The sequence below is a fragment of the Nocardioides sp. InS609-2 genome (assembly GCF_023208195.1).
In the GTDB taxonomy this organism is placed as follows: domain Bacteria; phylum Actinomycetota; class Actinomycetes; order Propionibacteriales; family Nocardioidaceae; genus Nocardioides.
This window is the reverse complement of record NZ_CP060034.1, coordinates 3,315,737-3,339,704: the sequence shown is the minus strand read 5'-3', so window position 1 is coordinate 3,339,704 and position 23,968 is coordinate 3,315,737. Positions and strand designations below refer to the sequence as shown.

Sequence of the window (23,968 nt, the reverse complement as noted above, 5' to 3'; positions counted from 1 at the left end):
CGCGACTAGGCTGACCACGTGGCACCCGGCGGCAAGCGAGACCCCTGGCTCGACAACGTCAAGATGGTCCTGGTCACCATCGTCGTCGTCGGGCACGCGGTGGTGCTGATGCCGTTCAGCGACCTGAAGTCGCAGGTCTACGACTTCATCTACTACGTCCACATCCCTGCCTTCGTGCTGATCACCGGCTACCTCTCGCGGTCGTTCCGGTGGAGCAAGCGGCACCTGATCTCGCTCGTGACGACGCTGCTCATCCCGTACGTCATCTACGAGTGGCTGATGGTGAACTTCCGCGTCCACGTCACCCACGAGGTCGACAGCCTCGACCGGATGTGGCTCAACCCGCACTGGCCCATGTGGTACCTCATCGTGCTTCTGATGTGGCGGCTGCTGACGCCAATCCTCAAGCTGCACTGGGTTTTCGTGCCCATCGCCATCGGCGTCAGCCTGCTCGCCGGGCTGCGCAACAACGAGCTCTTCGACATCAACCGGATGCTCGGCCTGCTCCCGTTCTTCGTCATCGGGCTGCACCTGCCGAAGGTGTCGCTCGACGCTGCCCGCGCGCGCTGGAGCGGCCTCGCCGGCGGCGCCGTACTCCTGCTCATCTGGCGGCTCGCAGCCCACACCGACGACCACTGGGGCACCCAGTGGCTGTACTACCGCGCGTCGTACGACGAGCTCGGCGCCACCCCCGGCGACGGCATGTGGATCCGGCTGCGACTCATGATCATCGCGGTGGTGGGCGTCTTCGCGGTCCTGTCACTGATCCCTAGGCGGCGCTCGTTCCTGACCGCCATGGGCGCCGGGACGATGGTCGTCTACCTGTTGCACGGCTTCGTCATCAGGTACGTCGAGGCGCAGGGCTACGAGGACTGGATGCCCGCCAACGAGTGGCTGACGCTGGCCACGACGGTGACGCTCGCGGTGTTGCTCGCGCTGCTGCTGGCCTCGCCACCGGTGGCCGGGCGGCTCAACGTGCTCGTCGACCCGGTCAACAGCCTGCTCGCGCTTAGGCGAACGGCGGACGAGCGTCGCGCGCCAGCGAACGCCGACCAGCCCAGCGCCACACCCGAGCGGCCCGGTCGCGATCCTCGTCGGTGACGAGGTTGCCCATCCAGCGCAGCGCCAGGGTCATCAGCCAGTCGGAGCGCATGCCCGCCGGGCCGAGCGCGGGCAGCAGCTTCGGCACGGTCACGAGCCCAGCCAGCCGCCGGGCAATGGAGAACGACTCGCCATAGTGCTCCCTCAGCAGCGCCGGCCACACCTCGCCCAGCTCGCCGCCCGACACCATCACGTCGGCGACCAGACGACCGGTCTCGAGGCCGTAGTCGATGCCCTCACCGTTGAGCGGGTTGACGCAGCCGGCGGCGTCGCCGATCAGCGCCCAGTTGCGGCCGGCGACCTGGGACACGGCGCCACCCATCGGCAGCAGGGCCGACGTCGGCATCCGGAGGTCACCCGACAGCTCGAACTCCTCGCGGCGCTCGTCTGCGTAGAACTTCATCAGCGGCTTGATCGCGATGTTCGCGGGCCGCTTGGCGGTGGCGAGCGTGCCGACGCCGATGTTCACCTCGCCGCTGCCCAGCGGGAAGATCCAGCCGTAACCCGAGAGGATGTCGCCGTCCTCGCCACGCAGCTCGAGGTGCGAGCTGATCCACGGGTCGTCGGACATGCCGGAGTCGACATAGGCCCGGCCAGCCACGCCGTAGACGGTGTCGCGGTGCCACTCCCGACCCAGCAACTTGCCGAGCGGTGACCGCACGCCGTCGGCGACAACGAGCCGCTCGCACTGCACCTCGACGACCTCGCCGCCGCGCTCGATCTCGACCGAGCGGACCCGGTCGCCATCCATGTGTACGCCGACCGCGCGGGCGCCGTCGACAGCCGTCGCGCCCGACTTGATCGCGGTCGTGCGGAGGTGGTCGTCGAGCTCGGTGCGGGCGACGGCCGAGCCCCAGTCGGGCAACGACCCACCCGGCCACGGCAGCAGCAGAGTCTGGCCGAAGCCATGGGCGCGAAGCCCTTGGTTGACAGTGTGTGCGCGCAGCCAGTCGCCGAGGCCGAGCCGCTCGAGCTCACCGATCGCACGTGGGGTGAGCCCGTCACCGCAGGTCTTGTCACGCGGGAAGACCGCCGCGTCGAGCAGCAACGTGTCGAGCCCCGCACGCGCCGACCACGCGGCCGCGGCGGAGCCGGCCGGGCCGGCGCCGACGACGAGCACATCGGTGCGCAGTGGCAGGGTCTCGGTCACCCGCCGATTCTCTCAGCCCCCGCCCAACCCGCCGAATTGTTGTTGGTTGGTCGAGTACCCCGCGAGGAAAGAGCGGGCGTATCGAGACCCCCGTCAAAGCAGCCCCTCACCCCGGAACACCCGGCCGTAGATCTCGTGGATCACTGACTCCTTGCGGGCGTTGTACTCCATGACGTGCTCCCCCGCTGCGTTCGACGCAGCAGCCGCTGCCACCTTGGTGTCGCGATACATCGCGAGATCCTCGGGATGCTCGATGAGCCAGTCACGGAACAGCCGGTGTCGCACCACCTCCGGGCTGCCCGGCGAGAAGACGTGCACGTTGGTGGCCGGGTCGTCGCCCCGCAGGCAGCGGTGCTCGTGCCACCAGGGCTCACGCACCGTCAGCACCAGCCCCAGTGCTTCCAGCTCCGGCAGCCACGCCGCCTCGTCGCCGGCATCGGGCACCGTCACGTCGATGTCGATGATCGGCTTGGCCGGTAGCCCGGGTACAGCGGTCGAGCCGACGTGCTCGACCGCAACGGCCAGGTCGCCCAGCGCCGTACGAATCTGCTGCTCCAGCGACGTGAACACGGCCAGCCACGACGGGTCGGCGTCCACCATGTCGATGTGGGCACGCGGTCCCTGTCCCGGCACCCAGCCCGACTTCCCCGGCGGCGGGTCGAACGGTGTCAGGTCGACGATCTCGGCAGGTGTGGGCACCCAGGCACCCTACGAGGGTCGACATGACAAATGTCAGTACGACCGATGACACGCGGCACTACTGCCACCCTCACAGCACCGGTTGGCTGGTGGACATGAACATCGCCATCGACGTACACGACCTGCGCCGGGTCTACGGCAGCGGCAGCCAGGCCTTCGAAGCCGTCCGTGGGGTCGACCTGCGGGTCGAGCCTGGCACCATCCACTCCCTGCTGGGAGTCAACGGAGCCGGCAAGACCTCGCTGCTCGAGGTCATCGAAGGACTCGCCACCCCGTCCGGCGGCACCGTGCGCGTGCTTGGGCTCGACCCGGTCGCCGACCGCCCGGAAGTACGCCGCCGCACCGGTGTCCTGCTGCAGCGCAGCGGGTTCTCGGGTGACCTCACGGTGCGCGAGACCCTCGCGATGTGGGCCGCCACTGTGAGCGATCCCCGGCCGGTCGACGAGTCGCTCGAGCTGCTCGACCTGAGTCGGCGTGCCGACGTACGCATGCGCGCCCTGTCCGGCGGAGAGCAGCGCCGCGTCGACCTGGCCTGCACCCTCACCGGCCGCCCGGAGGTGCTGATGCTCGACGAGCCGACCACCGGCCTCGACCCTGAGAGCCGGCACCGCGTCTGGGAGCTGATCCGGTCGCTGCGCGAGGACGGCGTCGCGGTGCTGGTCACCACGCACTACCTCGAGGAGGCCGAGGCGCTCGCCGACCGGATCTCGATCATGCGCGCCGGTCGCATCGTCCTGTCGGGCACCCGCGAGGAGATCGTGGCGGGGCAGCCCTCGGTCATCTCGTTCCGCACTCCGGACCGGGACCTCCCGCCACTCGCCGGAGCGAAGGTCGAGTGCACCGCCGACCGCACCGTCGTGGCGGCCGACGACCTCCAGCAGACCCTGACCATGCTGCTCGGCTGGGCCGACGAGTACGACGTCCGGCTGGCCGATCTCTCCGCACGCACCGCCTCGCTGGAGTCGATCTTCCTCGACGTCGCCGAGGGCCGCGGCGCAGACCACGACACCCACCCCGCCGAGGAGATGGCCCGATGACGACTCGCGTGTTCGGGCTCGCCCAGTCCAACGCCCTGCTGATGCGCCGCAACCTGCTGACCGTGGTCTACGCGGTCGGCGTGCCGCTGGTGCCACTCTTCATGCTGGCGGCCACTCCCGAGAGCACCGGCAAGGCCGGCGCCGTACCCCTGAGCCTGTGCCTCCTGATGGCCCTGCTCTTCCCCGTCTACTACAACCTGTTGTCGATGTTCGTGACCCGCCGGGACGAGCTGGTGCTCAAGCGGCTGCGCTCGGGCGAGGCGACCGACGCGGAGATCATCGTCTCGATGGCCCTTCCCGGTGTGGCGATCGTCTTCGTCGTGGCCGTGATCGTGGCGGTCGTCGCAGCGGTGCTCGGGTTCGGCCTGCCCATCAACCCGATCCTGCTCGTGGTCGGCCTGCTGCTCAGCTGTGCCACCTTCGCCGCGCTGGCCCTCTGGACGGCGGCATGGACGCGGAACGCCGAGGCTGCCCAGCTCACCAGCGCCCCGGTGCTGCTGCTCGCCACGATGGGCAGCACCCGCGCCGCGTTCCCCGAGGGGGCGCAGCCGTGGCTCGACCTGCTTCCCGGTGCCGCGTTGGAGGACGTGGTCCGGGTGGCCTGGTTCGGGCTCGAGCCGGGCATCCTCGGCACCGAAGCAGTCACGTGGTCGGCGACCTGGGGCGAGGCGATGCCTGCCCTGGGCTACCTCCTGGGGTGGACGGTCATCGGCGTACTGCTCGCGCGTCGCGCGATGACCTGGGAGCCGCGTGACTGACAGGATGGACGTCGTGGTGACCTGGGACTGGTGGACGCGTCGTACCCAGGTGGAGCGCGTCGTCGTCTACACGCTGGTCTCCCTCTACGCCCTCTACTGGTTCCTGCTCGTCCTCGCGTGGTTCAGTCTCGCGGCGCCGGCGTCGTCCCTGCGCGTCACGGTCCTCAGCGGGCTGGCCACGCTTGCGCTGGGGGCCGCAGGCACGCTGGTGCTGCGCGACGCCGTCCGGCTGCACCCGGCAAAGGGGCCGCTCCCCTGGCGCTCGCTGTCGGTGCTCGTCGCCCTCGTCGTCGTGCTGGCACCCATGACTCTCCTGCTCCCCGCGGACCTGCAGTTCGGCGGCGCCCTGGTCGTCATCGCCACCGTGGCCTGGGGAGCGGGTGGCCTGCTCGACACGCGGGTCCGCAACGCGGTCCTCGTCGTGTGTGTAGGCCTCGCAGCCCTGTTGGGCGGCTCTCTCGGGCTTGCCGCCTACGGCCTGGCCGTCTCCGCGTTCCTGGTCTTCACGGTGCAGAGCTCGCTCTGGCTGATGGGCGTCGTCACGTCGCTCGAGCGAGCGCGTGACAGCGAGGCGGCGCTGGCCGTGGCCCGCGAACGGCTGCGCTTCTCCCAGGACGTCCACGACGTGATGGGCCGCCGGCTCTCGACGATCGCGGTGCAGGCCGAGCTCGCGGCCACCCTCGCCGCCCGCGGCGACAGCCGAGCCACCGAGCAGGTGCTCGAGATCCGCGCCACGGCGCACGAAGCCCTGCGCGAAGCCCGCGAGCTGGCCCGCGGCTACCGCCCGCTCGACCTGCCGACCGAGGTCGACGGCGCGGTGTCCCTGCTCGCCTCGGCCGGCATCTCCGCCGACGCCGACGTGGACGACGTACCTCCCCAGCGTCACGAGCTCGTCGCCCGCGTCATCCGCGAGGCCGTCACCAACGTGCTCCGCCACTCGCGCGCCAGCATTGTCGACATGACGTACGACGCGGACGAACTCGTCGTCTCCAACGACGGCGTGGTCTTCGATCAGCCCGCGGCCGGTGACGGCAGCGGGCTCACCACCCTCGCCGACCAGCTGGCTGACCACGGTGCCCGCGTGGCCTCCGGCGTCGAGGGCGACCGATTCGTCGTGCGCGTCGACTTCGCACCCGCCGTCAGCGAGGTCGAGTCGTGATCCGCGTGCTGTTGGCCGACGACGAGCACCTGATCCGGGTGGCCCTCGCCCAGATGCTCGACCTCGAGGACGACATCGAGATCGTCGGCCAGGCCGCCACCGGCCCGGAAGCCGTCGCCCAGGCCCAGGCTCTCGGCCCCGACGTCGCCGTACTCGACCTCCAGATGCCCGGGCTCGACGGCATCGCCGTCGCCGCCCGGATCGCCGAGATCCTCCCCGCCTGCGGCTGCCTCGTCGTCACCAGCCACGGCCGCCCCGGACTGCTCAAGAAGGCCCTCTCCACCGGTGTCCGCGGCTTCCTCCCCAAGACCACCTCCGCGCAGACCCTCGCCGCGGCGGTCCGCGCCGTCTCCTCCGGCGGCCGGTACGTCGACCCCGGCCTCGCCGCCGAAGCCATGGCCCTCGGCGACTCCCCCCTCACCCCCCGCGAGACCGCCGTCCTCGAAGCCGCCGCCGACGGCGCCCCCGTGGACGAGATCGCCCGCCGCACCCACCTCGCCGGCGGCACCGTCCGCAACTACCTCTCCAGCGCCGCCACCAAGCTCGCCGCCGCCAACCGCCATGAAGCCGTCAGCACCGCCCAGCGCATGGGCTGGATCTGACCGACCCGCATGGGGGACGGTCGGAGCACGGGCCCCTCGCGGGGGCTAAAAGCGCCAGCGGTCGCTGGTTGAGGTGCGAGGAGCGCCAGCGCTTGTCCTGAGGTGCGAGCTTGCGAGCCTCGAAGGGACGAGCCTCGAAACCAAGACAGCTCGAGGACCTGCGCTACCTGACTCGATCTCGACGCACCAACGCCCGCCCACGCAAGCGTGGACGGGCGTTGGCTTGCTCGATCTGGTTCTTCTCTATCAGTCCTTCGCTTCGCTCAGTTCTGATACGAACCAAAGTCGAAGTCGTCCAGAGCCACGGCCTGACCGGTGCCGGCACCGAAGTCGTAGTCGTAGTTGTCGTAGCCGGTGACGGAGTACGCCGCAGCGCGGGCCTCCTCGGTCGGCTCCACCCGGATGTTGCGGTACCGCTCGAGGCCGGTACCAGCCGGGATCAGCTTTCCGATGATCACGTTCTCCTTGAGACCGCGCAGCGAGTCGCTGCGCCCGTGGATCGCCGCGTCGGTGAGCACCCGGGTGGTCTCCTGGAAGGAGGCCGCGGACAGCCACGACTCGGTCGCCAGCGAGGCCTTGGTGATACCCATCAGCTCGGCACGACCCGAGGCCGGCTTGCCGCCCTCGGAGACCACGCGACGGTTCTCCTCCTCGAAGCGGGCACGGTCGACCAGGTCGGACGGCAGCAGGTTGGTGTCACCCGACTCGATGACCGTCACGCGACGCAGCATCTGCCGCACGATGATCTCGATGTGCTTGTCGTGGATCGACACACCCTGGCTGCGGTAGACCTGCTGGACCTCGTCGACGAGGTGCTGCTGGGCCCGGCGGATGCCGAGGATGCGCAGCACCTCCTTCGGGTCCGGCGTACCGACCGTCAGCTGCTGCCCGACCTCGATGTGGTCGCCATCGGCAACCGAGAGGCGCGAGCGCTTGGAGACGGGGTACTCGATCGGCTCGCCACCGTCGTCGGGAGTGATGATGACCTTGCGGGTCTTGTCGGTCTCCTCGATCTCGACCCGGCCGGCGGCCTCGGAGATCGGGGACAGACCCTTGGGCTGGCGGGCCTCGAAGAGCTCGACCACGCGGGGCAGACCCTGCGTGATGTCGTCTGCGGAGGCCACACCACCGGTGTGGAAGGTACGCATGGTCAGCTGCGTGCCGGGCTCACCGATCGACTGGGCCGCGATGATGCCGACGGCCTCCCCGATGTCGACGAGCTTGCCGGTGGCCAGCGAACGGCCGTAGCACTTGGCACACGTGCCGGTCTTGGCGTCACAGGTCAGCACGGAGCGGACCTTGACCTCCTCGATGCCGGCAGCCACGAGCTCACCGATCTTGACGTCGCCGAGGTCGTCTCCCGGTCCAGCGAGCACGTCGCCGGTGTCGGGGTGGGTGACCTCGCCCGCAGAGGATCGGGCGTACGCCGCGGTCTCGGCGTTGTCGTCCTTGCGGACCACACCGTCCTCGCCGCGGACACCGATCACCTTGGGCAGACCGCGCTCGGTGCCACAGTCGTCCTCACGGATGATGACGTCCTGCGACACGTCGACCAGACGGCGGGTCAGGTAACCCGAGTCGGCCGTGCGCAGCGCGGTGTCGGCCAGACCCTTACGGGCACCGTGGGTGGAGATGAAGTACTCGAGGACCGACAGACCCTCACGGAAGTTGGCCTTGATCGGACGCGGGATGATCTCGCCCTTCGGGTTCGCCACCAGACCGCGCATGGCCGCAACCTGACGGATCTGCATCATGTTTCCAGAGGCGCCGGAGTCGACCATCATGAAGATCGGGTTGGTGCGGTCGAAGTTCTTCTCCATGGCCTTGGCCACTTCGTTCGACGCCTGGGTCCAGATCTCGATGAGCTCCTGGCGGCGCTCCTCGTCGGTGACCAGACCACGCTCGAACTGGGTCTGCACCTTCGCGGCCTGTGTCTCGTAGCCCTCGAGGATCTGCTTCTTGTCGGCCGGCGTGGTCACGTCGTCGATGGAGACCGTGACACCCGAGTGGGTCGCCCAGTAGAAGCCGGCGTCCTTGAGTGCGTCGAGCGAGGCAGCGACCTCGACCTTGGTGTAGCGCTCGGCGAGGTCGTTGACGATCGCGCCGAGGGCCTTCTTGCCCACCTCGTAGTTCACGAAGGGGTAGTCGGCAGGCAGGGCCTCGTTGAAGAGCGCGCGGCCCAGCGTCGTGTCGACGGTGATGGACGTGCCCTCTTCCCAGGCGGCGCCGAGCTCGAGGTCGAGCGGGGGCACGATGCCGTCGAGACGGATCTTGACCTTGCTCTGCAGCGAGATCTCGGCCAGGTCGAACGCCATGAACGCCTCGGCGGGCGACGAGAACGCGCGGCCCTCGCCCTTCTCGCCGTCACGGTCGGTGGTGAGGAAGAACAGGCCGATGATCATGTCCTGGGTGGGCATGGTGACCGGGCGGCCGTCGGACGGCTTGAGGATGTTGTTGGTCGAGAGCATCAGGATCCGTGCCTCGGCCTGGGCCTCGGCCGACAGCGGCAGGTGCACCGCCATCTGGTCGCCGTCGAAGTCGGCGTTGAACGCCGTACAGACGAGCGGGTGGATCTGGATGGCCTTGCCCTCGATCAGCTGGGGCTCGAACGCCTGGATGCCGAGCCGGTGCAGAGTGGGCGCACGGTTGAGCAGCACGGGGTGCTCGGTGATGACCTCTTCGAGGACGTCCCACACGACCGGGCGTGCGCGCTCGACCATCCGCTTGGCGGACTTGATGTTCTGCGCGTGCGACAGGTCGACCAGGCGCTTCATCACGAAGGGCTTGAACAGCTCGAGCGCCATCTGCTTGGGCAGACCGCACTGGTGGAGCTTGAGCTGCGGGCCCGACACGATGACCGAACGGCCGGAGTAGTCGACGCGCTTGCCGAGCAGGTTCTGACGGAAACGACCCTGCTTGCCCTTGAGCATGTCGGACAGCGACTTCAGCGGCCGGTTGCCCGGGCCGGTGACGGGGCGACCACGGCGACCGTTGTCGAACAGCGAGTCGACGGCCTCCTGCAGCATCCGCTTCTCGTTGTTGACGATGATCTCGGGCGCGCCCAGGTCGAGCAGCCGCTTGAGGCGGTTGTTCCGGTTGATGACGCGGCGGTACAGGTCGTTGAGGTCGGAGGTCGCGAAGCGGCCACCGTCGAGCTGCACCATCGGACGCAGGTCCGGCGGGATGACGGGTACGGCGTCGAGGACCATGCCGATCGGCTGGTTGCCGGTCTTGCGGAACGCGTCGACGACCTTGAGGCGCTTGAGGGCGCGGACCTTGCGCTGGCCCTTGCCGTTCTCGATGGTGTCGCGCAGCGACTCCACCTCGCCGTCGATGTCGAAGTCCTGCAGGCGCTTCTGGATCGCCGTGGCGCCCATGAAGCCCTCGAAGTACTTGCCGAACCAGTTCTTCATCTCGCGGTAGAGGAGCTCGTCGCCGAGCAGGTCCTGCACCTTGAGCGCCTTGAACGTGCTCCACACCTCGTCGAGGCGGGCGATCTCGATCTCCGAGCGCTTGCGGATGGCGGCCATCTCGCGCTCGGCGCCGTCCTTGGTCTTGCGACGCTGGTCGGCCTTGGCGCCTTCGGCCTCGAGGGCCGCGAGGTCCTCCTCGAGCTTCTTGGCGCGCTCGTCGATCATCGAGTCGCGACGCTTCTCGAGACGCTCGCGCTCGAGGCCGACCTTGTTCTCGAGGGTCGACATGTCCTTGTGGCGCGCATCCTCGTCGACCGAGGTGATCATGTACGCAGCGAAGTAGATGACCTTCTCGAGGTCCTTCGGGGCGAGGTCGAGGAGGTACCCCAGACGCGACGGGACACCCTTGAAGTACCAGATGTGGGTGACGGGCGCGGCGAGCTCGATGTGGCCCATCCGCTCACGACGGACCTTGGAGCGGGTCACCTCGACGCCGCAGCGCTCGCAGATGATGCCCTTGAAGCGCACGCGCTTGTACTTGCCGCAGTAGCACTCCCAGTCCCGGGTGGGACCGAAGATCTTCTCGCAGAAGAGCCCGTCACGCTCGGGCTTGAGCGTGCGGTAGTTGATGGTCTCCGGCTTCTTGACCTCGCCGTGGCTCCACCCGCGGATGTCCTCCGCGGTGGCCAGGCCGATCTGAATCTGCTCGAAGAAGTTCACGTCCAGCAAGGTTTGTTCCTTTGGTTGCTGTTTGAGTCAGTGGCTTGGGACTGGGGGCCCGGGCGGTGTCTCCACCGCCCGGGACGCACCTCAGACTTCTTCGACGCTGCTGGGCTCGCGCCGTGACAGGTCGATGCCGAGCTCCTCGGCCGCCCGGAAGACGTCTTCCTCGGCGTCCTTCAGCTGGATGGGGCTGCCGTCTTGCGAAAGCACCTCCACGTTGAGGCACAGGGACTGCATCTCCTTGACGAGAACCTTGAACGACTCGGGGATACCGGAGTCGGGGATGTTCTCGCCCTTGACGATGGCCTCGTAGACCTTCACACGTCCTGGCACGTCGTCCGACTTGATCGTCAGCAGCTCCTGGAGCGCGTAGGCAGCGCCGTACGCCTCCATCGCCCAGACCTCCATCTCACCGAAGCGCTGGCCACCGAACTGGGCCTTACCGCCGAGCGGCTGCTGGGTGATCATGGAGTACGGGCCGGTGCTGCGGGCGTGGATCTTGTCGTCCACCAGGTGGTGGAGCTTCAAGATGTACATGTAGCCGACCGAGACCGGGTCCGGGAACGGCTCGCCGGAGCGGCCGTCGAACAGGTCGGCCTTGCCCGTCGCGTCGATCATCCGCACGCCGTCGCGGGTGGGGTACGTCGCACCGAGCAGGCCGGTGATCTCGTCCTCACGCGCGCCGTCGAAGACCGGGGTGGCCAGCTTGGTGCCGGGCTCCGCCTTGTCTGCGTGGATCGAGACGAGGCGGTCCTTCCACTCGGCCGAGCCCTGGTCGTCGTGCAGGTTGAGGTCCCAGCCCTGCTTGGCCAGCCAGCCCAGGTGCAGCTCGAGGATCTGGCCGATGTTCATCCGTCGCGGCACACCCAGCGGGTTCAGCACGACGTCGACCGGGGTGCCGTCCTCCATGAACGGCATGTCCTCGATCGGCAGGATCTTCGCGATGACGCCCTTGTTGCCGTGACGACCGGCGAGCTTGTCGCCCACCGAGATCTTGCGCTTCTGCGCGACGTACACGCGCACCAGCTCGTTGACGCCCGGGGGCAGCTCGTCGCCCTCTTCGCGGTTGAAGACGCGGACGCCGATGATCGTGCCGGACTCACCGTGCGGCACCTTCATGGACGTGTCGCGGACCTCGCGGGCCTTCTCACCGAAGATGGCGCGCAGCAGGCGCTCCTCCGGGGTGAGCTCGGTCTCGCCCTTGGGCGTGACCTTGCCGACGAGGATGTCACCGGTGGTGACCTCGGCGCCGATGCGGATGATGCCCCGCTCGTCGAGGTCGGCCAGGCCTTCCTCGGAGACGTTCGGGATGTCCCGGGTGATCTCCTCGGGGCCGAGCTTGGTGTCGCGGGCGTCGACCTCGTGCTCCTCGATGTGGATCGAGGTGAGGACGTCCTCCTGGACCAGGCGCTGGCTCAGGATGATCGCGTCTTCGTAGTTGTGGCCCTGCCACGGCATGAAGGCGACGAGCAGGTTGGTGCCCAGCGCCATCTCGGCCTTGTCGGTGCACGGACCGTCGGCGATCGGCGTACCGACCTCGAGGCGTGCGCCCTCCTTGACCAGGGGACGCTGGTTGATGCAGGTGCCCTGGTTGGAGCGCTTGAACTTGGCCAGCTTGTAGGTCTCGTAGGTGCCGTCGTCGTTCATCGTCTCGATGAAGTCGGCCGACACCTGCTTGACCACGCCCGCCTTGCCGGCCACGACCACGTCACCGGCGTCGACAGCGGCACGGAACTCCATGCCGGTGCCCACGAGCGGCGAGTCGCTGACGATCAGCGGCACGGCCTGACGCTGCATGTTGGCGCCCATGAGCGCGCGGTTGGCGTCGTCGTGCTCGAGGAACGGGATCAGCGCGGTGGCGACAGACACCATCTGGCGCGGCGAGACGTCCATGTAGTCGACGTCGCCGGCCAGGATCTCGGAGACCTCTCCACGCTTCTGGCGGACCAGCACGCGCTCCTCGACGAACTTGCCGACCTTGTCGAGCGGCGCGTTCGCCTGCGCGATGACGTAGCGGTCCTCGTCGTCGGCGGTGAGGTAGTGGATCTCGTCGGTGACCTTGCCCTTGACGACCTTGCGGTACGGCGTCTCGACGAAGCCGAACGGGTTGATCCGTCCGTACGACGCGAGGGAGCCGATCAGGCCGATGTTCGGGCCTTCCGGAGTCTCGATGGGGCACATGCGGCCGTAGTGCGACGGGTGGACGTCACGGACCTCCATGCCGGCGCGATCACGGGAGAGACCACCCGGGCCGAGCGCGGACAGGCGACGCTTGTGCGTCAGGCCGGCGATCGGGTTGGTCTGGTCCATGAACTGGCTCAGCTGTGAGGTGCCGAAGAACTCCTTCAGCGCCGCGACGACCGGGCGGATGTTGATCAGGGACTGCGGCGTGATGGCCTCGACGTCCTGGGTCGTCATCCGCTCGCGGACCACCCGCTCCATGCGCGCCAGACCGGTGCGGAGCTGGTTCTGGATCAGCTCGCCCACGGTGCGCATGCGGCGGTTGCCGAAGTGGTCGATGTCGTCGGCGGAGACCTTGATGGCCTTGCCGTCGGGACCCATGACGACCTTGCCGGACGGGTCGACCATGTCGACCGGCTCGGCGGGCGCTCCGCTGGCGTGCAGCTGCACGATGAAGCGGATGGCCGCGACGACGTCGTTGATCGTCAGCGTCTGCTTGTCGAAGGCCTCGGCGACGCCGAGCTTCTTGTTGATCTTGTAGCGACCGACCTTGGCCAGGTCGTAGCGCTTCGGGTTGAAGTAGTAGTTCTTCAACAGCGTCAGCGCCGCCTCACGCGTGGGCGGTTCGCCCGGGCGCAGCTTGCGGTAGATGTCGAGGAGGGCGTCGTCCGGGCCCTGGGTGTTGTCCTTCTCCTCGGTCAGCTGGATCGACTCGTACTGACGCAGCTCGGCCATCGTGGCCTCGTAGTCGTACGGGTCGCCCTCGTAGCCCTCTTCGTTGGCGAGAGCCTGGAGCGCCTTGAGCAGCACGGTGACGTTCTGCTTGCGCTTGCGATCCAGGCGTACGCCGACCAGGTCGCGCTTGTCGATCTCGAACTCGAGCCACGCACCGCGCGACGGGATCATCTTCGCGGTGTAGATGTCCTTGTCGGACGTCTTGTCGGGGCTGCGCTCGAAGTAGGAGCCCGGCGACCGGACCAGCTGGGAGACCACGACACGCTCGGTGCCGTTGATGATGAAGGTGCCCTTGCGGGTCATCATCGGGAACTCGCCCATGAAGACCGTCTGGGCCTTGATCTCACCGGTGGTGTTGTTGGTGAACTCAGCCGAGGTGTAGAGCGGGCGGGAGAAGGTGAAGTCCTTCTCCTTGCACTCCTCTTCGGTGTACTTGGGGTCCACGAAGACCGGGTTCTCGAACGAGAGAGACATCGAGTCGTTGAAGTCCTCGATGGGAGAGATCTCCTCGAAGATCTCCTGGAGACCGGACTTCGACGAGACGTCTTCGCCGTTCGCCTTGCGGCTGGCGACGGTCTCTTCCCACTGCTCGTCGCCGATCAGCCAGTGAAAGCTGTCGGTCTGGAGAGCCAGGAGAGACGGAACCTCGAGAGATTCCTTGATCTTCGCGAAAGACATGCGGTTCGTCGAGAAAGAGGTACCAGCGGAGCTGCGCGCGGCCAAGAGTCGTCCTTCAAACAAACTGGAAGGGTGAATGGCGCCTACGAACCACAACGACACCCCTCCGGACAGGGTGAAGCGCATTTGAGAGCAGGCGCAACTATGGAGAATAGCGCAATCGCGCGCGCTCTACAAACCCCGATTCCGGCCGGGAACTGGGCGACACCGAGGTGCTGCCCGCTCAACCGTCAGTCTCGCGTTGCCGACGATGATGAACCGCGGACGCGGTCAGGTCAAGCACATCGGGAAATCCCGGCCTGTCAGCCCTGCGTGTCGAGCTGGTCGACGAGCCATTCCCCGTCGACCTTCTGCATCGTCACGGTGACGTAGTTCTGGTAGACCACGGGCTCGGTGGTCTGCTTGTTCGTCGTCTCCTGGTCGACGAACAGGACCACCTTGACCCGGTCGGCGCCCGACCGCTCGAGGCCGCTGCTGACCAGCTTGGCCACCACCACGGGCCGCACTGCCTCGGAGTTCTGCTCGACCAGCGTGAACGTCTTGTCGTACTGCAACTTGTAGTCGGCGGTCAGGTAGGACTGGGCGGCGGCGCGGTCCTGGTCGAGGTGGCGGTAGTCGTAGGACAGGATCGGCACGATCGCCTGTTCGGCCGCGGTCTGCGCAGCGGCGGAGGACTCCTCGCTGTCTCCGTCACCACTCAGCGCGAACACGACGCCTGCCGCGCCGGCCACGATCAGCACCGCCACAGCGAGAGCCGCGAGCAACCACGCCGGCATGCTCGACGGTGATGAAGAGAGCTCGGTGACGGCCTGGCCACCGCCAGCAATCTTCTCCTCGCGCCGACGCTGGCGCGCCTGCTCCTTCGAGACCTCCCGTTCGATCCTCGTCCGCTCCCGCGACAGCTCCCTGGCGGTCAACACCGGGCTCGCAGGTGCGAGGACTCGGCCACCGTCCAGCTCCGCGTCGTACGCCGCCCGACGGGCGGGGTCCAGCAGCACCTCGGCGGCCTTGTTCAACGACGCGAAGCGTCGGTCGCCGGGCTCGAGGCCCTCGATGGAGGACTTCCAGGCAGCGCGGATCTCGTCGACGGGGGCCGCGCGGTCGACGCCGAGCAGGTCGTACCAGGTCGGGTTGTCGCTCACGGCGTGGCTCCCGTCCCCGGGTCGGCCGGCTGCCCGGACCCGGGCTCCTGACCGGCGCGGCTGGCGGTGTCCCAGTCGTCGACGAGCCATTCGCCGTCGATGCGCACCAGGTCGACGACGTAGCGGAACGGGACCGGGTCGGAGTCGACCCGGTCGTCGCCCTTGGCCAGCGACTGATCGATGCGGCCGGCGACCAGCGCCTGGGCCGAGTCGGAGTCGATGTCGGACACGCCGATCGCGAACACCTCGCCCTTGCGGGCAATGCCCGCCTGGACGACGGTCTGCTCGGCGATCGAGACGTTCTTGTCGAAGTCGGCGGCGAACTTGGGGGTGAGCAGCTCGCTGACGCCCGTGCGGTAGTCGGGCATCTGCTCCTTGTTGTCGAGCAGGTCCGGGCCGTAGGTGTTGATGCGCAGCGCAAACTGCTGCGCGGTCGACATCACCTGCTCGCGCTCGGCCTGGGTGTCGTCGGCGTCACCACCACGCACCAGCAGCCAGACGAGCACGCCGGCGCTCACGACGAGCAGCACTCCGAGGACGCCCGCGAGCAGCCAGCGGAACGCGGATGCCGTGGGGCGGTCGTCGGAAGCGGGGGTCGTCAGTCCTGAGCCAGCAGGGGCTGGAGGAACAACCACTTCCACGACTCCTCTCCGAATGACTGCGGAGCCACGTTACCGGTGGACTGCAACCGGCTGGCTGTCTGCTCGCCCCACGTGAGATGACCCGTTTGCGGGTCGTAGGCCGCCATCGCAGGTGCGCGGTAGGAGGCCCCGGCCCGCGGGGCGTTCTGGGCACCACGGGCGTTGGACTGGGTGGCCGGCTCGGCGCAGTGCGCGTCCGTGTTCATGGCCCGGTTCTCGCCGTCCTGGGGCGGGCGCCGGTCGGTGCCCTCGTAGCCCTTGTGGCAGACCGCCGGCTTGTCGGTGAGCACCATGCCGAAGTGTGCGTCGTAGTTGCCGGTGTTGGCGTCGCGAGACACGACCGTGAAGCCACCCTCGACGACGTACGGGTAGACCACCAGGAGCTGCTCGACGCCGTCGAGGTGCTTGACGACGACCTCGCCGGTGGTGACCAGGTTGTTGATCAGCTCGGCCAGGTCGACGCGGTTCTCCTCGAGGAAGGTGCGCAGCTGGTTGGCGGTGGCGCTGCCGTTGTCGATCACCGCGCGCAGATCCTTGTCGGAGCCGGCGAGCGCGCCGCTGAAGAGTGAGAGGTCCTTGGCGAACGACCGGATCGCGCTCTCGGAGGCGATCTGGCCCTTGAGCACGGTGTTGCTGTCACGGATCAGCGCGGTCGTGACATCGAAGTTCTCGTTGGCGGCCTCGATGAACGCGCCGCCTGAGTCGATGATCGTCTGGAGGTCCTGGCCGGTGCCACCGAAGGCGGTGCCGAACTCGGTGACGACCGTCTGCAGCGACTCCTTGTCGACGCTCTCGACGGTGTTGGTGATGTCGGTCAGGAGAGTGTCGGTGGCGATCGGGATGGCCGTGTCGGCCAGCGCGATCTCGGACTTGTCCGAGAGGAACGGCTTGCCGTCGACCTTGGGCTGCAGCTCGACGTACTGCTCCCCCACGGCCGACCGGTTGCCCACGAGCGCCTCGGTGTCGGCCGGGATGCGGTCGAAGTCCTTGTCGATGGAGAGGTGGATGTCGACACCCTGCTTGGTCAGCACCATCTTGGAGACCTGGCCGACCCGGACACCGCGGTAGGAGACCTCGGCCCCGGCGAACGCGCCGCCGGAGTCGGGGAAGTGCGCTACCACGGTGTAGGTGTCGTCGTAGAAGACCCGGTCGAGGCGGGCATAGCGCGCCCCGACGAAGGTGACGCCGAGCAACGTGATGACGACGAAGATGACGAGCTGGATCTTGGTACGGCGCGAGATCATCGCTTCCCCGCCTTTCCGGTCGACGTCATAGCCGGCACGAGCAGGCGCACCAGCGACGGGTCGTACATCTCCATCAGCTCACCGAACGTCGGCCCGGCGCCGGCCGGGCGTTCCTTGCCTGCAGGCGCACGCCCGAGACCGGGCAGGCCCGGCAAGCTCGGCAGGCCCGTGGGGCCGGGCGGCAGGGTGGTCGGCAGCACGGTCGGGACCGGAGCATCGGTGGGCAGGACCTGGTTGAGCTCCTTGCACACGTCCTTGTCCCTGTTCTCTGGCTTCTGGCACTCCTCGCGCAGCTTCAGCAGGTCCTTCAGGTTGCTGAGCACCTTCTGGCACGCGGGGCTGCTCAGGCTGCCGCTCTTGATGCACTCGAGCACGTTGTCGATGACGATCGTCGGGTCGATGATCGTCGGCAGGTTGGTCGGCAGGGTGGGCGGGTCGCCGATCTTCGGCAGCTCGAGATCGAGCTGGATCGCCAGATTCGTGTAGTCGCCCATGTGGAGGTTGCGGGCGACCTGCGGGTCGCGGCCGACGACCTCGTCTACGAACGGGTAGGTCAGGAACACGTTGAACGCGTTAGCGAAGTTGTCGCCCGACGCGGCGAACTGCGACAGCACCGGCGTCAGCTGCTCGAGGGCGTTGATGGTCGACGCCTTCGACTCGGAGATGACCTTCACGCCCACGGAGCTGAGCTCGTCGAGCGCCTGCAGCATCTTGACCAGGTCGGCCCGCTGCTTGTCGATCGAGTTCAGCGCCGACGGTAGCTCCTCGAGCGCGGCGTCGATGGTCGGCTGTTCCCTCTGCACCGAGAGGGCCAGTCGGTTGAGGCTCTCGATGGCGTTGAGGATGTCGATCTTGTTGTCGTCGAGCTGGGTGACCAGGGTGCGGACCTGCGTCAGCACCGACTTGGCCGAGCCCTCGCGTCCCTCGAGCGCATTGTTGAGCTCGGAGGTGATGGTCTTCAGCTGGGCGACGCCGCCGCCGTTGAGGATCAGGCTCAGCGCGCCGAGCACCTCCTCGACCTCCGGGTTGCGGCCGGTGCGGTCGAGCGGGATGGTGTCGCCGTTGCCCAGTGGGTTGGCGCTGGCACCGGTGGCAGGCGGTTCGAGGCTGACGAACTTCTCGCCCAGCAGGCTGGTCTGGCGGATCTGGGCCGTGGCATTGGCGGGGAGCTTCACGTCGTTGCGGACCTTCAGCGTCACCTCGGCGACGAATCCGTCGAGCTTGATGTCGGTGACCTTGCCGACGCTGACGTCGTTGACCTTGACCGTCGACTGCGGCACCAGGTCGAGCACGTCGGCGAACTTCACGGTGACGGAGATCGGGTTGTCGCCGACGTCGGGTCCGCCGGGCAACGGCAGCTTGTAGACGTCGAATTCGCACGCCGAGGTGGTGAGCACCAGGGCCAGCAGCAGCAGTAGGGCCTTGACCGGTCGAATGCTCATGGCTTCACCTCCACGAGTCCGCCGAGGGTGGGGTCGCTCAGCGGCTGCGGTCCCTTGACCCCACCACCTAGCGCGGCAGACCGCGGCAGCGCGTCCTTGATCAGGTCACAGACCTTGCCGCTCTTGTCGGCCTGACCGGTGAGCCCGCAGAGCAGGGTCGCGGGGTCGGTCTGGATCTGGTTGATCAGCTCGCCGATGTTGGCGCGGGTGTCGAGCGTGCCGGCCTGCGGGTTGTAGGTGAGCGCCAGGTTGTTGAGCGCCAGCGGAGCAGTGCCGAGCACCTCGTCGAGGGCGTCGCGCTGCTTGACCAGCACCTTGGAGACCCGGTTGAGGCCCGAGATGTTGCGCCCCAGGATGTCGCGATTCTCCTGCACGAACGACGACACCTCGGTCAGCGCGCCGGCGAGGTTCTTCAGCGACGCCTGCAGCTCCTGGCGCTCGCCGGCCAGCATCGTGGAGACCTGGGAGAGCGACGTGTTGAAGTCGCGCACGGTCTGATCGTTGTCGGCGAGCGTCTTGATGAAGGCCTCGAGCTGCGCGGCGCTGCCGAACAGCTCTTCCTTGTTGTTGTCGAGGGTCTCACTGAGCTTGCCGAAGTTCTTGATAGTGGTGTTGAACGCGGCACCCTGCCCGCCGAAGTTCTCGGCGGTGACGTCGAGGAGGTCGGACAGCGCGCCCTGGCGGTTGGCGCCGGTCGGACCGAGGGCCACCGTCAGGGTGTCGATGCTGCCGTAGATCTCGTCGAGCTCGAGAGGTACGGCGGTGCGCTCGGCGTCCAGCTCGACGTTGTCGGCCAGCACGTCACCCCCGGTGTAGACGGGCGTGATCTGCACGAAGCGGTCGCCCACGATGCTGGGCGAGATGACGGCCGCCTTGGCGTCCGCGGGCAACTTGGTGTCGGCGTCGTACTCCATGGTGACGACGACGTCGGTGCCGTCGGGCTTGACCTCCGTGACCGTGCCGACCGAGACGCCGAGCACGCGCACGTCGCTGCCCTCGTAGACCGAGATGACGCGCGGGAAGTGCGCCACCAGCGTCTTCTGCTTCGCGCCGCCGAACATCGTCAGCGCGGCCGCGACGACCAGCGCCACGATGACGGCGGGGACCAGGAACCTCTTCAGACCATCCATGTCAGCCCACCTCCGGGACGGGAGGAAGGTTCTGGATGTAGGTGTCGAACCAGGGTCCGGTGCCGAGCGTGTTGGCGAAGACGCGGTAGAACGGCGCCATCAGGCGGAGGCTATTGTCGAGGTTGTCCTCGTTCTTGTTCAGCACCGCGACGACACTCTCCAAGTGGGTGAGGGCGGGCTTGAGGTCGGCCCGGCTCTGCTGGACGAGCAGGGTGAGCTCCTTCGAGAGCGTCGAGGTCGAGGTCAGCAGGTTGTGCACCGACTCGCGCCTCGCCACCAGCGCCTGGAAGAGCACGTCGGCGTCCTTCATCAGGCCGATGATGTCCTCGTCGCGTGCGTCGAGGACGGTTGCGACGCGGTCGAGGTTGGTGAGCAGACCGTTGATCTGGGTGTCCTTGGCGGCGATGTTGCTCGAGAGCCGCGAGACGCCGTCGAGGGCCGCCTTGAACTCCTCGGGCGTGTTGCGCGTCAGGTCGGCCAGCGTCGAGAGGGACTCGGCGAGCTGGTCGGTGTCGATCTCCTCGGCGGTGTCGGCCAGGCCCGAGAAGGCGTCGACGACGTCGTACGGCGAGGTCGTGCGGTCGATCGGGATCTCGGACTCCGCCTTCAGCTGGCTGCCACCGGCGGGCTCGATGGCGAGGAACATCGCGCCGAGCAGGGTCTTGACCTTGATGGCGGCGCGGGAGTCGGCGCCGAACTCGGCGGCGCTGTCGACCTTGAACGTGACCTGGACGTGGTCGCCGTCGAGCTCGACGCTCTTGACCTTGCCGACGCGGACACCGGCAATGCGGACCTCGTCGTTGGGCTTGAGGCCACCGGACTCGGAGAAGGCGGCGTAGTAGGTGTCACCGCCGCCGATGACCGGGAGGTCGTCGGCGCGGAAGGCAGACATGATCAGCGCCGCGATGACGGCCAGGCTGGCCGCACCGATGATCACCGGGTTGCGTTCGCGGAAGGGAATCATCGCAGCGAACACCTGTCCGATCCGGTGCTGTACTGGACGGGCAGCTCCTGGCCGGCCGGCAGCTTGATGCTGCCCTTGAACTCGCACAGGTAGAAGTTGAACCACGATCCGTAGATCGCCGTACGGCCGACCTTCTCGAGCTTGATCGGGAGCACCTGCAACGCGCGGTCGATCTCGCCCTTGTTCTTGTCGAGGTTGCCGGCGAACGCGCGCAGCTGCTTGATGTCCTCAACGAGTGGCGGGCGGATGCCGGAGACCAGGCCGGCAGTCTGCACCGACAGGTCGGAGATCGAGTCGAGGGAGCCGAGGATGGCCTGGCGGTCGCTCTTGAGGCCACCGACGAGCTGGCGGAACGAGACGATCAGCTGGGAGAGCTGCTTGTCACGGTCGCCGAGGTGGTCGAGCACCTCGTTGAGGTTGTCGATGAGCGCCGAGATGACCTCGTCGCGGTCGGCGAGCGTCGAGGTGACCGACGCGGTGTGCTGGAGCAGGCCCTCGAGCGTGCCCCCCTCGCCCTGGAAGACCTGCACGACCTCGTACGACAGCTTGTTGAGGTCGGAGGGTGACAGCGCCTGGAAGAGCGGCTTGAAGCCGTTGAACAGCACGGTCAGGTCGAGCGCCGGTGAAGTCTTCGACACCGGGATCGTCGCACCCTGCTTGAGCCGGGTGGTCTCACCGACCTCCTGGCGCAGGGCGATGTAGCGCTGGCCGACGAGGTTGCGGTAGCGGATCGCGGCGTTGGTGGCCGCGGTGATCGAGGTGTCCTTCTCGACCTTGAAGGTCACCAGTGCTCGCGTGCGGTCGACGATCTCGACGTCCTTGACGACGCCGACCTTGACGCCGGCGATGCGGACGTCGTCGCCCTTGACGACACCGGTGGCGTCGGTGAACTCGGCCTTGAACTCCTTGCTGCCGGCGAAGGAGACGTTGCCGATGACCACCACGAGCACTCCGGTGGCCACGGTGGTGACCAGGATGAAGATCAGCAGCTTGGTGAGGTCACCAGCAGTGCGCTTGTCGAGAATGGGCATCACTGACCGCCTTCCGCGAGACCGACTTCGGCGCCACGAGCCATCGGCCCCAGGAGCAGCACTCCGAGGTCAGGCACGTCGGCGGCGCTCGACCCGAGGGCCGGCCCCATCAGTTCCTTGAGCACTGCTGACTCCTCGGGGCTCCCCGCGTAGCCGTAGCCACCGGACCACGCCTGGCCGTAGCCGGGCGCGACTCGGGAGATGCCCTTTCCGGTCGGCTCGTCGACGCCGTCGTCGAAGTTGGGCTGGCTGCGCACGGGGTTGGACTGGTTGAACGGCGGATTGGGGAGCTGTCCGCAGTAGGGGCCGTTCCTGGCGCCGTACCGGGGCTTGTCCGCGGCGGTGTAGCCGCGCGGCTGGTGGGGCAGCAGCTCCAGGTTGATGTGGAGGGTGAAGTCGCGGAAGGCCGCCGCCTGCAGCTTTCCGGCACGCACCATGCCGTCGAGGAGGCAGGGGTACTCCGGCGCGTACTTCGCCAGCACCGTCAGCTGCTGCTCGCTGACCTGGCCGAGGCGGATGATGTTGTCGCCGTTCTCGTCGAGGAACGTGCGCGCGGTGTCGGAGAAGGCGCCGACGTCCTTGAAGAGCGCGTTCAGCTTGACCTCGCGACCCTCGAGCGTGCCGGTGGTCTTGATGGTGTCGCGCAGGATCCTCGCAACCTGCGGCAGCACGTCGCTGTAGGTGTCGGCCACATCGACGGTCAGCTTGAGGTCGTCGACCAGCGCCGGGATCTGCGGGTTCATCCGCTTGAGGTAGAGGTCGACGGTCTCGAGGTTCTCGCCGAGCTGATCACCACGGCCCTCGAGCGCGGTCGCCAGTGCGTTGAGGGTGGTGTTGATCTCGGCCGGCTGCACCGCACGCAGCAACGGGTACAGGTCGGAGAGCACCTCCTCGACCTCGGTGGAGACGTGGGTCCGCGGGATCGTCTGGTCGACCTTGATGGTGCCGTTGGGCTGGTCGGGCACGATCAGGGAGACGTACTTCTCGCCGAACAGCGTCTTGGGCACGATCGAGCCGGACACGTTGGCAGGGATGGTGTCGCGTTGGTCGGGGTAGATGCCGAGGGTGAGGCGGGCACCGTCGTCGGTGACGTCGTAATCGAGCACCTCGCCCACCTGGACGCCGCGGATCTTGACGTCGGCCCGGGACGGCATCTGCAGGCCGATCTTGGAGGTCTGGAGGTAGACCTCGTCGTAGTCGGTGAACTTCTTGTTGAAGATCGAGGTGGTCAGCCACACGCTGGCCAGCAGCAGGCACAGGAAGACGATGCCGAGCACCTTGTGGTTGCGCAACGGGTTCATGGTCGTCACCCGGCCAGTCGCACGGTCGTGGTGGTGCCCCAGATGGCCATCGACAGGAACAGGTCGATCACGTTGATCGCGACGATGCTCGTGCGCACCGCGCGGCCCACGGCCAGACCCACGCCGGCAGGGCCGCCGGAGGCGGTGTAGCCGTGGTAGCAGTGGATCAGGATGACCGTCACCGCGAACACCAGCACCTTGCCGAACGACCACAGCACGTCACCGGGCGGCAGGAACTGGTTGAAGTAGTGGTCGTAGGTGCCTGCGCTCTGCCCGAAGAACTTTGTGAGCGTCAGCCGGGTCGCGAAGTACGACGACAGCAGGCCGACGACATACAGGGGGATGATCGCGATCAGGCCACCGATGATGCGGGTGGTCACCAGGAACGGCAGCGACGGGATGGCCATCACCTCGAGGGCGTCGACCTCCTCGGAGATGCGCATGGCGCCGAGCTGGGCGGTGAAGCCACAGCCCACGGTGGCGGCCAGGGCGATGCCGGCGACCAGGGGCGCGATCTCGCGGGTGTTGAAGTAGGCGGAGAGGAAGCCGGAGAAGGCGGCGGTGCCGATCTGGTTGAGGGCGGCGTAGCCCTGCAGCCCGACCTCGGTGCCGGTGAAGAAGCACATCGCGGTGATGACACCGACGGTGCCGCCGATGACCGCGAGCGACCCCGACCCCAGGGTGACCTCGGCCAGGATGCGCAGGATCTCCTTCTTGTAGCGGGTGATCGTGCGCGGGGTCCACGCCAGGGCACGGATGTAGAACGCCAGCTGGCCACCCAGGGTGTCGACCATCTGGATGGGGCGCTCATAGACGGACTTCAACGAGGCCATCGCG

18 protein-coding genes are annotated in these 23,968 nt (G+C 67.7%); 5 read left to right on the top strand and 13 right to left on the bottom strand.

Translation table 11 applies throughout. The features are described 5' to 3' along the window. Positions 1-18: 18 nt before the first annotated feature. The gene (locus H4Q84_RS17240; RefSeq protein ID WP_248580307.1) at positions 19-1,101 is read left to right on the top strand and encodes an acyltransferase family protein; all 1,083 of its coding nucleotides are present in this window, start codon (positions 19-21) and stop codon (positions 1,099-1,101) included. On the opposite strand, the gene H4Q84_RS17235 is transcribed toward H4Q84_RS17240, so the two are convergent. Beyond that, on the bottom strand, positions 1,010-2,251 hold the full coding sequence (locus tag H4Q84_RS17235; protein WP_248580306.1) for a geranylgeranyl reductase family protein: 1,242 nt from the start codon (positions 2,249-2,251) through the stop codon (positions 1,010-1,012). The genes H4Q84_RS17240 and H4Q84_RS17235 overlap by 92 nt on opposite strands. 93 nt (positions 2,252-2,344) lie before the next feature. Beyond that, complete coding sequence (locus tag H4Q84_RS17230; protein WP_248580305.1) at positions 2,345-2,950, bottom strand: GrpB family protein; 606 nt, start codon at positions 2,948-2,950, stop codon at positions 2,345-2,347. 95 nt (positions 2,951-3,045) lie between these two features. Here H4Q84_RS17230 and H4Q84_RS17225 point away from each other — a divergent pair, with 95 nt between their 5' ends. Genes H4Q84_RS17225 through H4Q84_RS17210 form a run of 4 tightly spaced genes read left to right on the top strand, consistent with a single transcriptional unit; the run spans position 3,046 to position 6,506 of the window. Beyond that, positions 3,046-3,987 (top strand): ABC transporter ATP-binding protein, encoded by a 942-nt coding sequence (locus tag H4Q84_RS17225; protein WP_248580304.1) that lies wholly within the window; start codon positions 3,046-3,048, stop codon positions 3,985-3,987. Continuing rightward, on the top strand, positions 3,984-4,745 hold the full coding sequence (locus H4Q84_RS17220) for an ABC transporter permease (protein ID WP_248580303.1): 762 nt from the start codon (positions 3,984-3,986) through the stop codon (positions 4,743-4,745). Before H4Q84_RS17225 ends, H4Q84_RS17220 begins: the two co-directional genes overlap by 4 nt. Next, the gene (locus H4Q84_RS17215; RefSeq protein ID WP_248580302.1) at positions 4,738-5,904 is read left to right on the top strand and encodes a histidine kinase; all 1,167 of its coding nucleotides are present in this window, start codon (positions 4,738-4,740) and stop codon (positions 5,902-5,904) included. Before H4Q84_RS17220 ends, H4Q84_RS17215 begins: the two co-directional genes overlap by 8 nt. Next, entirely contained in the window at positions 5,901-6,506 is a 606-nt protein-coding gene (locus tag H4Q84_RS17210; RefSeq protein WP_282580255.1) for a response regulator transcription factor, read from the top strand. The genes H4Q84_RS17215 and H4Q84_RS17210 overlap by 4 nt, the downstream gene beginning before the upstream one ends. Before the next feature lie 263 nt (positions 6,507-6,769). Here the strand turns inward: H4Q84_RS17210 and H4Q84_RS17205 are convergent, their stop codons facing one another. The 11 genes from H4Q84_RS17205 to H4Q84_RS17155 form a co-directional block, all read right to left on the bottom strand. Beyond that, the gene (locus tag H4Q84_RS17205) at positions 6,770-10,648 is read right to left on the bottom strand and encodes a DNA-directed RNA polymerase subunit beta' (RefSeq protein WP_282580254.1); all 3,879 of its coding nucleotides are present in this window, start codon (positions 10,646-10,648) and stop codon (positions 6,770-6,772) included. Between the two features lie 81 nt (positions 10,649-10,729). Further along, entirely contained in the window at positions 10,730-14,236 is a 3,507-nt protein-coding gene (gene rpoB, locus H4Q84_RS17200; RefSeq protein ID WP_248580301.1) for a DNA-directed RNA polymerase subunit beta, read from the bottom strand. A gap of 302 nt (positions 14,237-14,538) precedes the next feature. After that, on the bottom strand, positions 14,539-15,378 hold the full coding sequence (locus tag H4Q84_RS17195) for a DnaJ domain-containing protein (protein ID WP_248580300.1): 840 nt from the start codon (positions 15,376-15,378) through the stop codon (positions 14,539-14,541). Next, positions 15,375-16,013 carry a hypothetical protein gene (locus H4Q84_RS17190; protein WP_248580299.1) on the bottom strand — a complete coding sequence of 213 codons (639 nt, stop codon included), beginning with the start codon at positions 16,011-16,013 and terminating at the stop codon, positions 15,375-15,377. Before H4Q84_RS17190 ends, H4Q84_RS17195 begins: the two co-directional genes overlap by 4 nt. Next, a complete protein-coding gene (locus tag H4Q84_RS17185; protein WP_248580298.1) occupies positions 15,977-17,263 on the bottom strand; it encodes an MlaD family protein in 1,287 nt (428 codons plus the stop codon). Before H4Q84_RS17185 ends, H4Q84_RS17190 begins: the two co-directional genes overlap by 37 nt. Continuing rightward, entirely contained in the window at positions 17,260-18,705 is a 1,446-nt protein-coding gene (locus tag H4Q84_RS17180) for an MCE family protein (protein ID WP_248580297.1), read from the bottom strand. Before H4Q84_RS17180 ends, H4Q84_RS17185 begins: the two co-directional genes overlap by 4 nt. Next, positions 18,702-19,835 carry an MCE family protein gene (locus tag H4Q84_RS17175; RefSeq protein ID WP_248580296.1) on the bottom strand — a complete coding sequence of 378 codons (1,134 nt, stop codon included), beginning with the start codon at positions 19,833-19,835 and terminating at the stop codon, positions 18,702-18,704. The genes H4Q84_RS17180 and H4Q84_RS17175 overlap by 4 nt, the downstream gene beginning before the upstream one ends. A 1-nt stretch (position 19,836) precedes the next feature. Next, positions 19,837-20,799, bottom strand: a complete 963-nt coding sequence (locus H4Q84_RS17170) for an MCE family protein (RefSeq protein WP_248580295.1) — start codon at positions 20,797-20,799, stop codon at positions 19,837-19,839. Further along, positions 20,796-21,830 carry an MCE family protein gene (locus tag H4Q84_RS17165; protein ID WP_248580294.1) on the bottom strand — a complete coding sequence of 345 codons (1,035 nt, stop codon included), beginning with the start codon at positions 21,828-21,830 and terminating at the stop codon, positions 20,796-20,798. The genes H4Q84_RS17170 and H4Q84_RS17165 overlap by 4 nt, the downstream gene beginning before the upstream one ends. Then, on the bottom strand, positions 21,830-23,131 hold the full coding sequence (locus tag H4Q84_RS17160) for an MCE family protein (RefSeq protein WP_248583674.1): 1,302 nt from the start codon (positions 23,129-23,131) through the stop codon (positions 21,830-21,832). Before H4Q84_RS17160 ends, H4Q84_RS17165 begins: the two co-directional genes overlap by 1 nt. 5 nt (positions 23,132-23,136) lie before the next feature. Further along, positions 23,137-23,964 carry an ABC transporter permease gene (locus H4Q84_RS17155; protein WP_248580293.1) on the bottom strand — a complete coding sequence of 276 codons (828 nt, stop codon included), beginning with the start codon at positions 23,962-23,964 and terminating at the stop codon, positions 23,137-23,139. Between the last annotated feature and the right edge of the window lie 4 nt (positions 23,965-23,968).

Bases quoted from the DNA above. Each gene is read 5' to 3' on its own strand.
- H4Q84_RS17225 (WP_248580304.1), top strand. From the start codon at position 3,046: ATGAACATCGCCATCGACGTACACGACCTGCGCCGGGTCTACGGCAGC.
- H4Q84_RS17220 (WP_248580303.1), top strand. From the start codon at position 3,984: ATGACGACTCGCGTGTTCGGGCTCGCCCAGTCCAACGCCCTGCTGATG.
- rpoB (WP_248580301.1), bottom strand. From the start codon at position 14,236: ATGTCTTTCGCGAAGATCAAGGAATCTCTCGAGGTTCCGTCTCTCCTG.
- H4Q84_RS17185 (WP_248580298.1), bottom strand. From the start codon at position 17,263: ATGATCTCGCGCCGTACCAAGATCCAGCTCGTCATCTTCGTCGTCATC.
- H4Q84_RS17180 (WP_248580297.1), bottom strand. From the start codon at position 18,705: ATGAGCATTCGACCGGTCAAGGCCCTACTGCTGCTGCTGGCCCTGGTG.
- H4Q84_RS17175 (WP_248580296.1), bottom strand. From the start codon at position 19,835: ATGGATGGTCTGAAGAGGTTCCTGGTCCCCGCCGTCATCGTGGCGCTG.
- H4Q84_RS17170 (WP_248580295.1), bottom strand. From the start codon at position 20,799: ATGATTCCCTTCCGCGAACGCAACCCGGTGATCATCGGTGCGGCCAGC.
- H4Q84_RS17165 (WP_248580294.1), bottom strand. From the start codon at position 21,830: ATGCCCATTCTCGACAAGCGCACTGCTGGTGACCTCACCAAGCTGCTG.
- H4Q84_RS17160 (WP_248583674.1), bottom strand. From the start codon at position 23,131: ATGAACCCGTTGCGCAACCACAAGGTGCTCGGCATCGTCTTCCTGTGC.
- H4Q84_RS17155 (WP_248580293.1), bottom strand. From the start codon at position 23,964: ATGGCCTCGTTGAAGTCCGTCTATGAGCGCCCCATCCAGATGGTCGAC.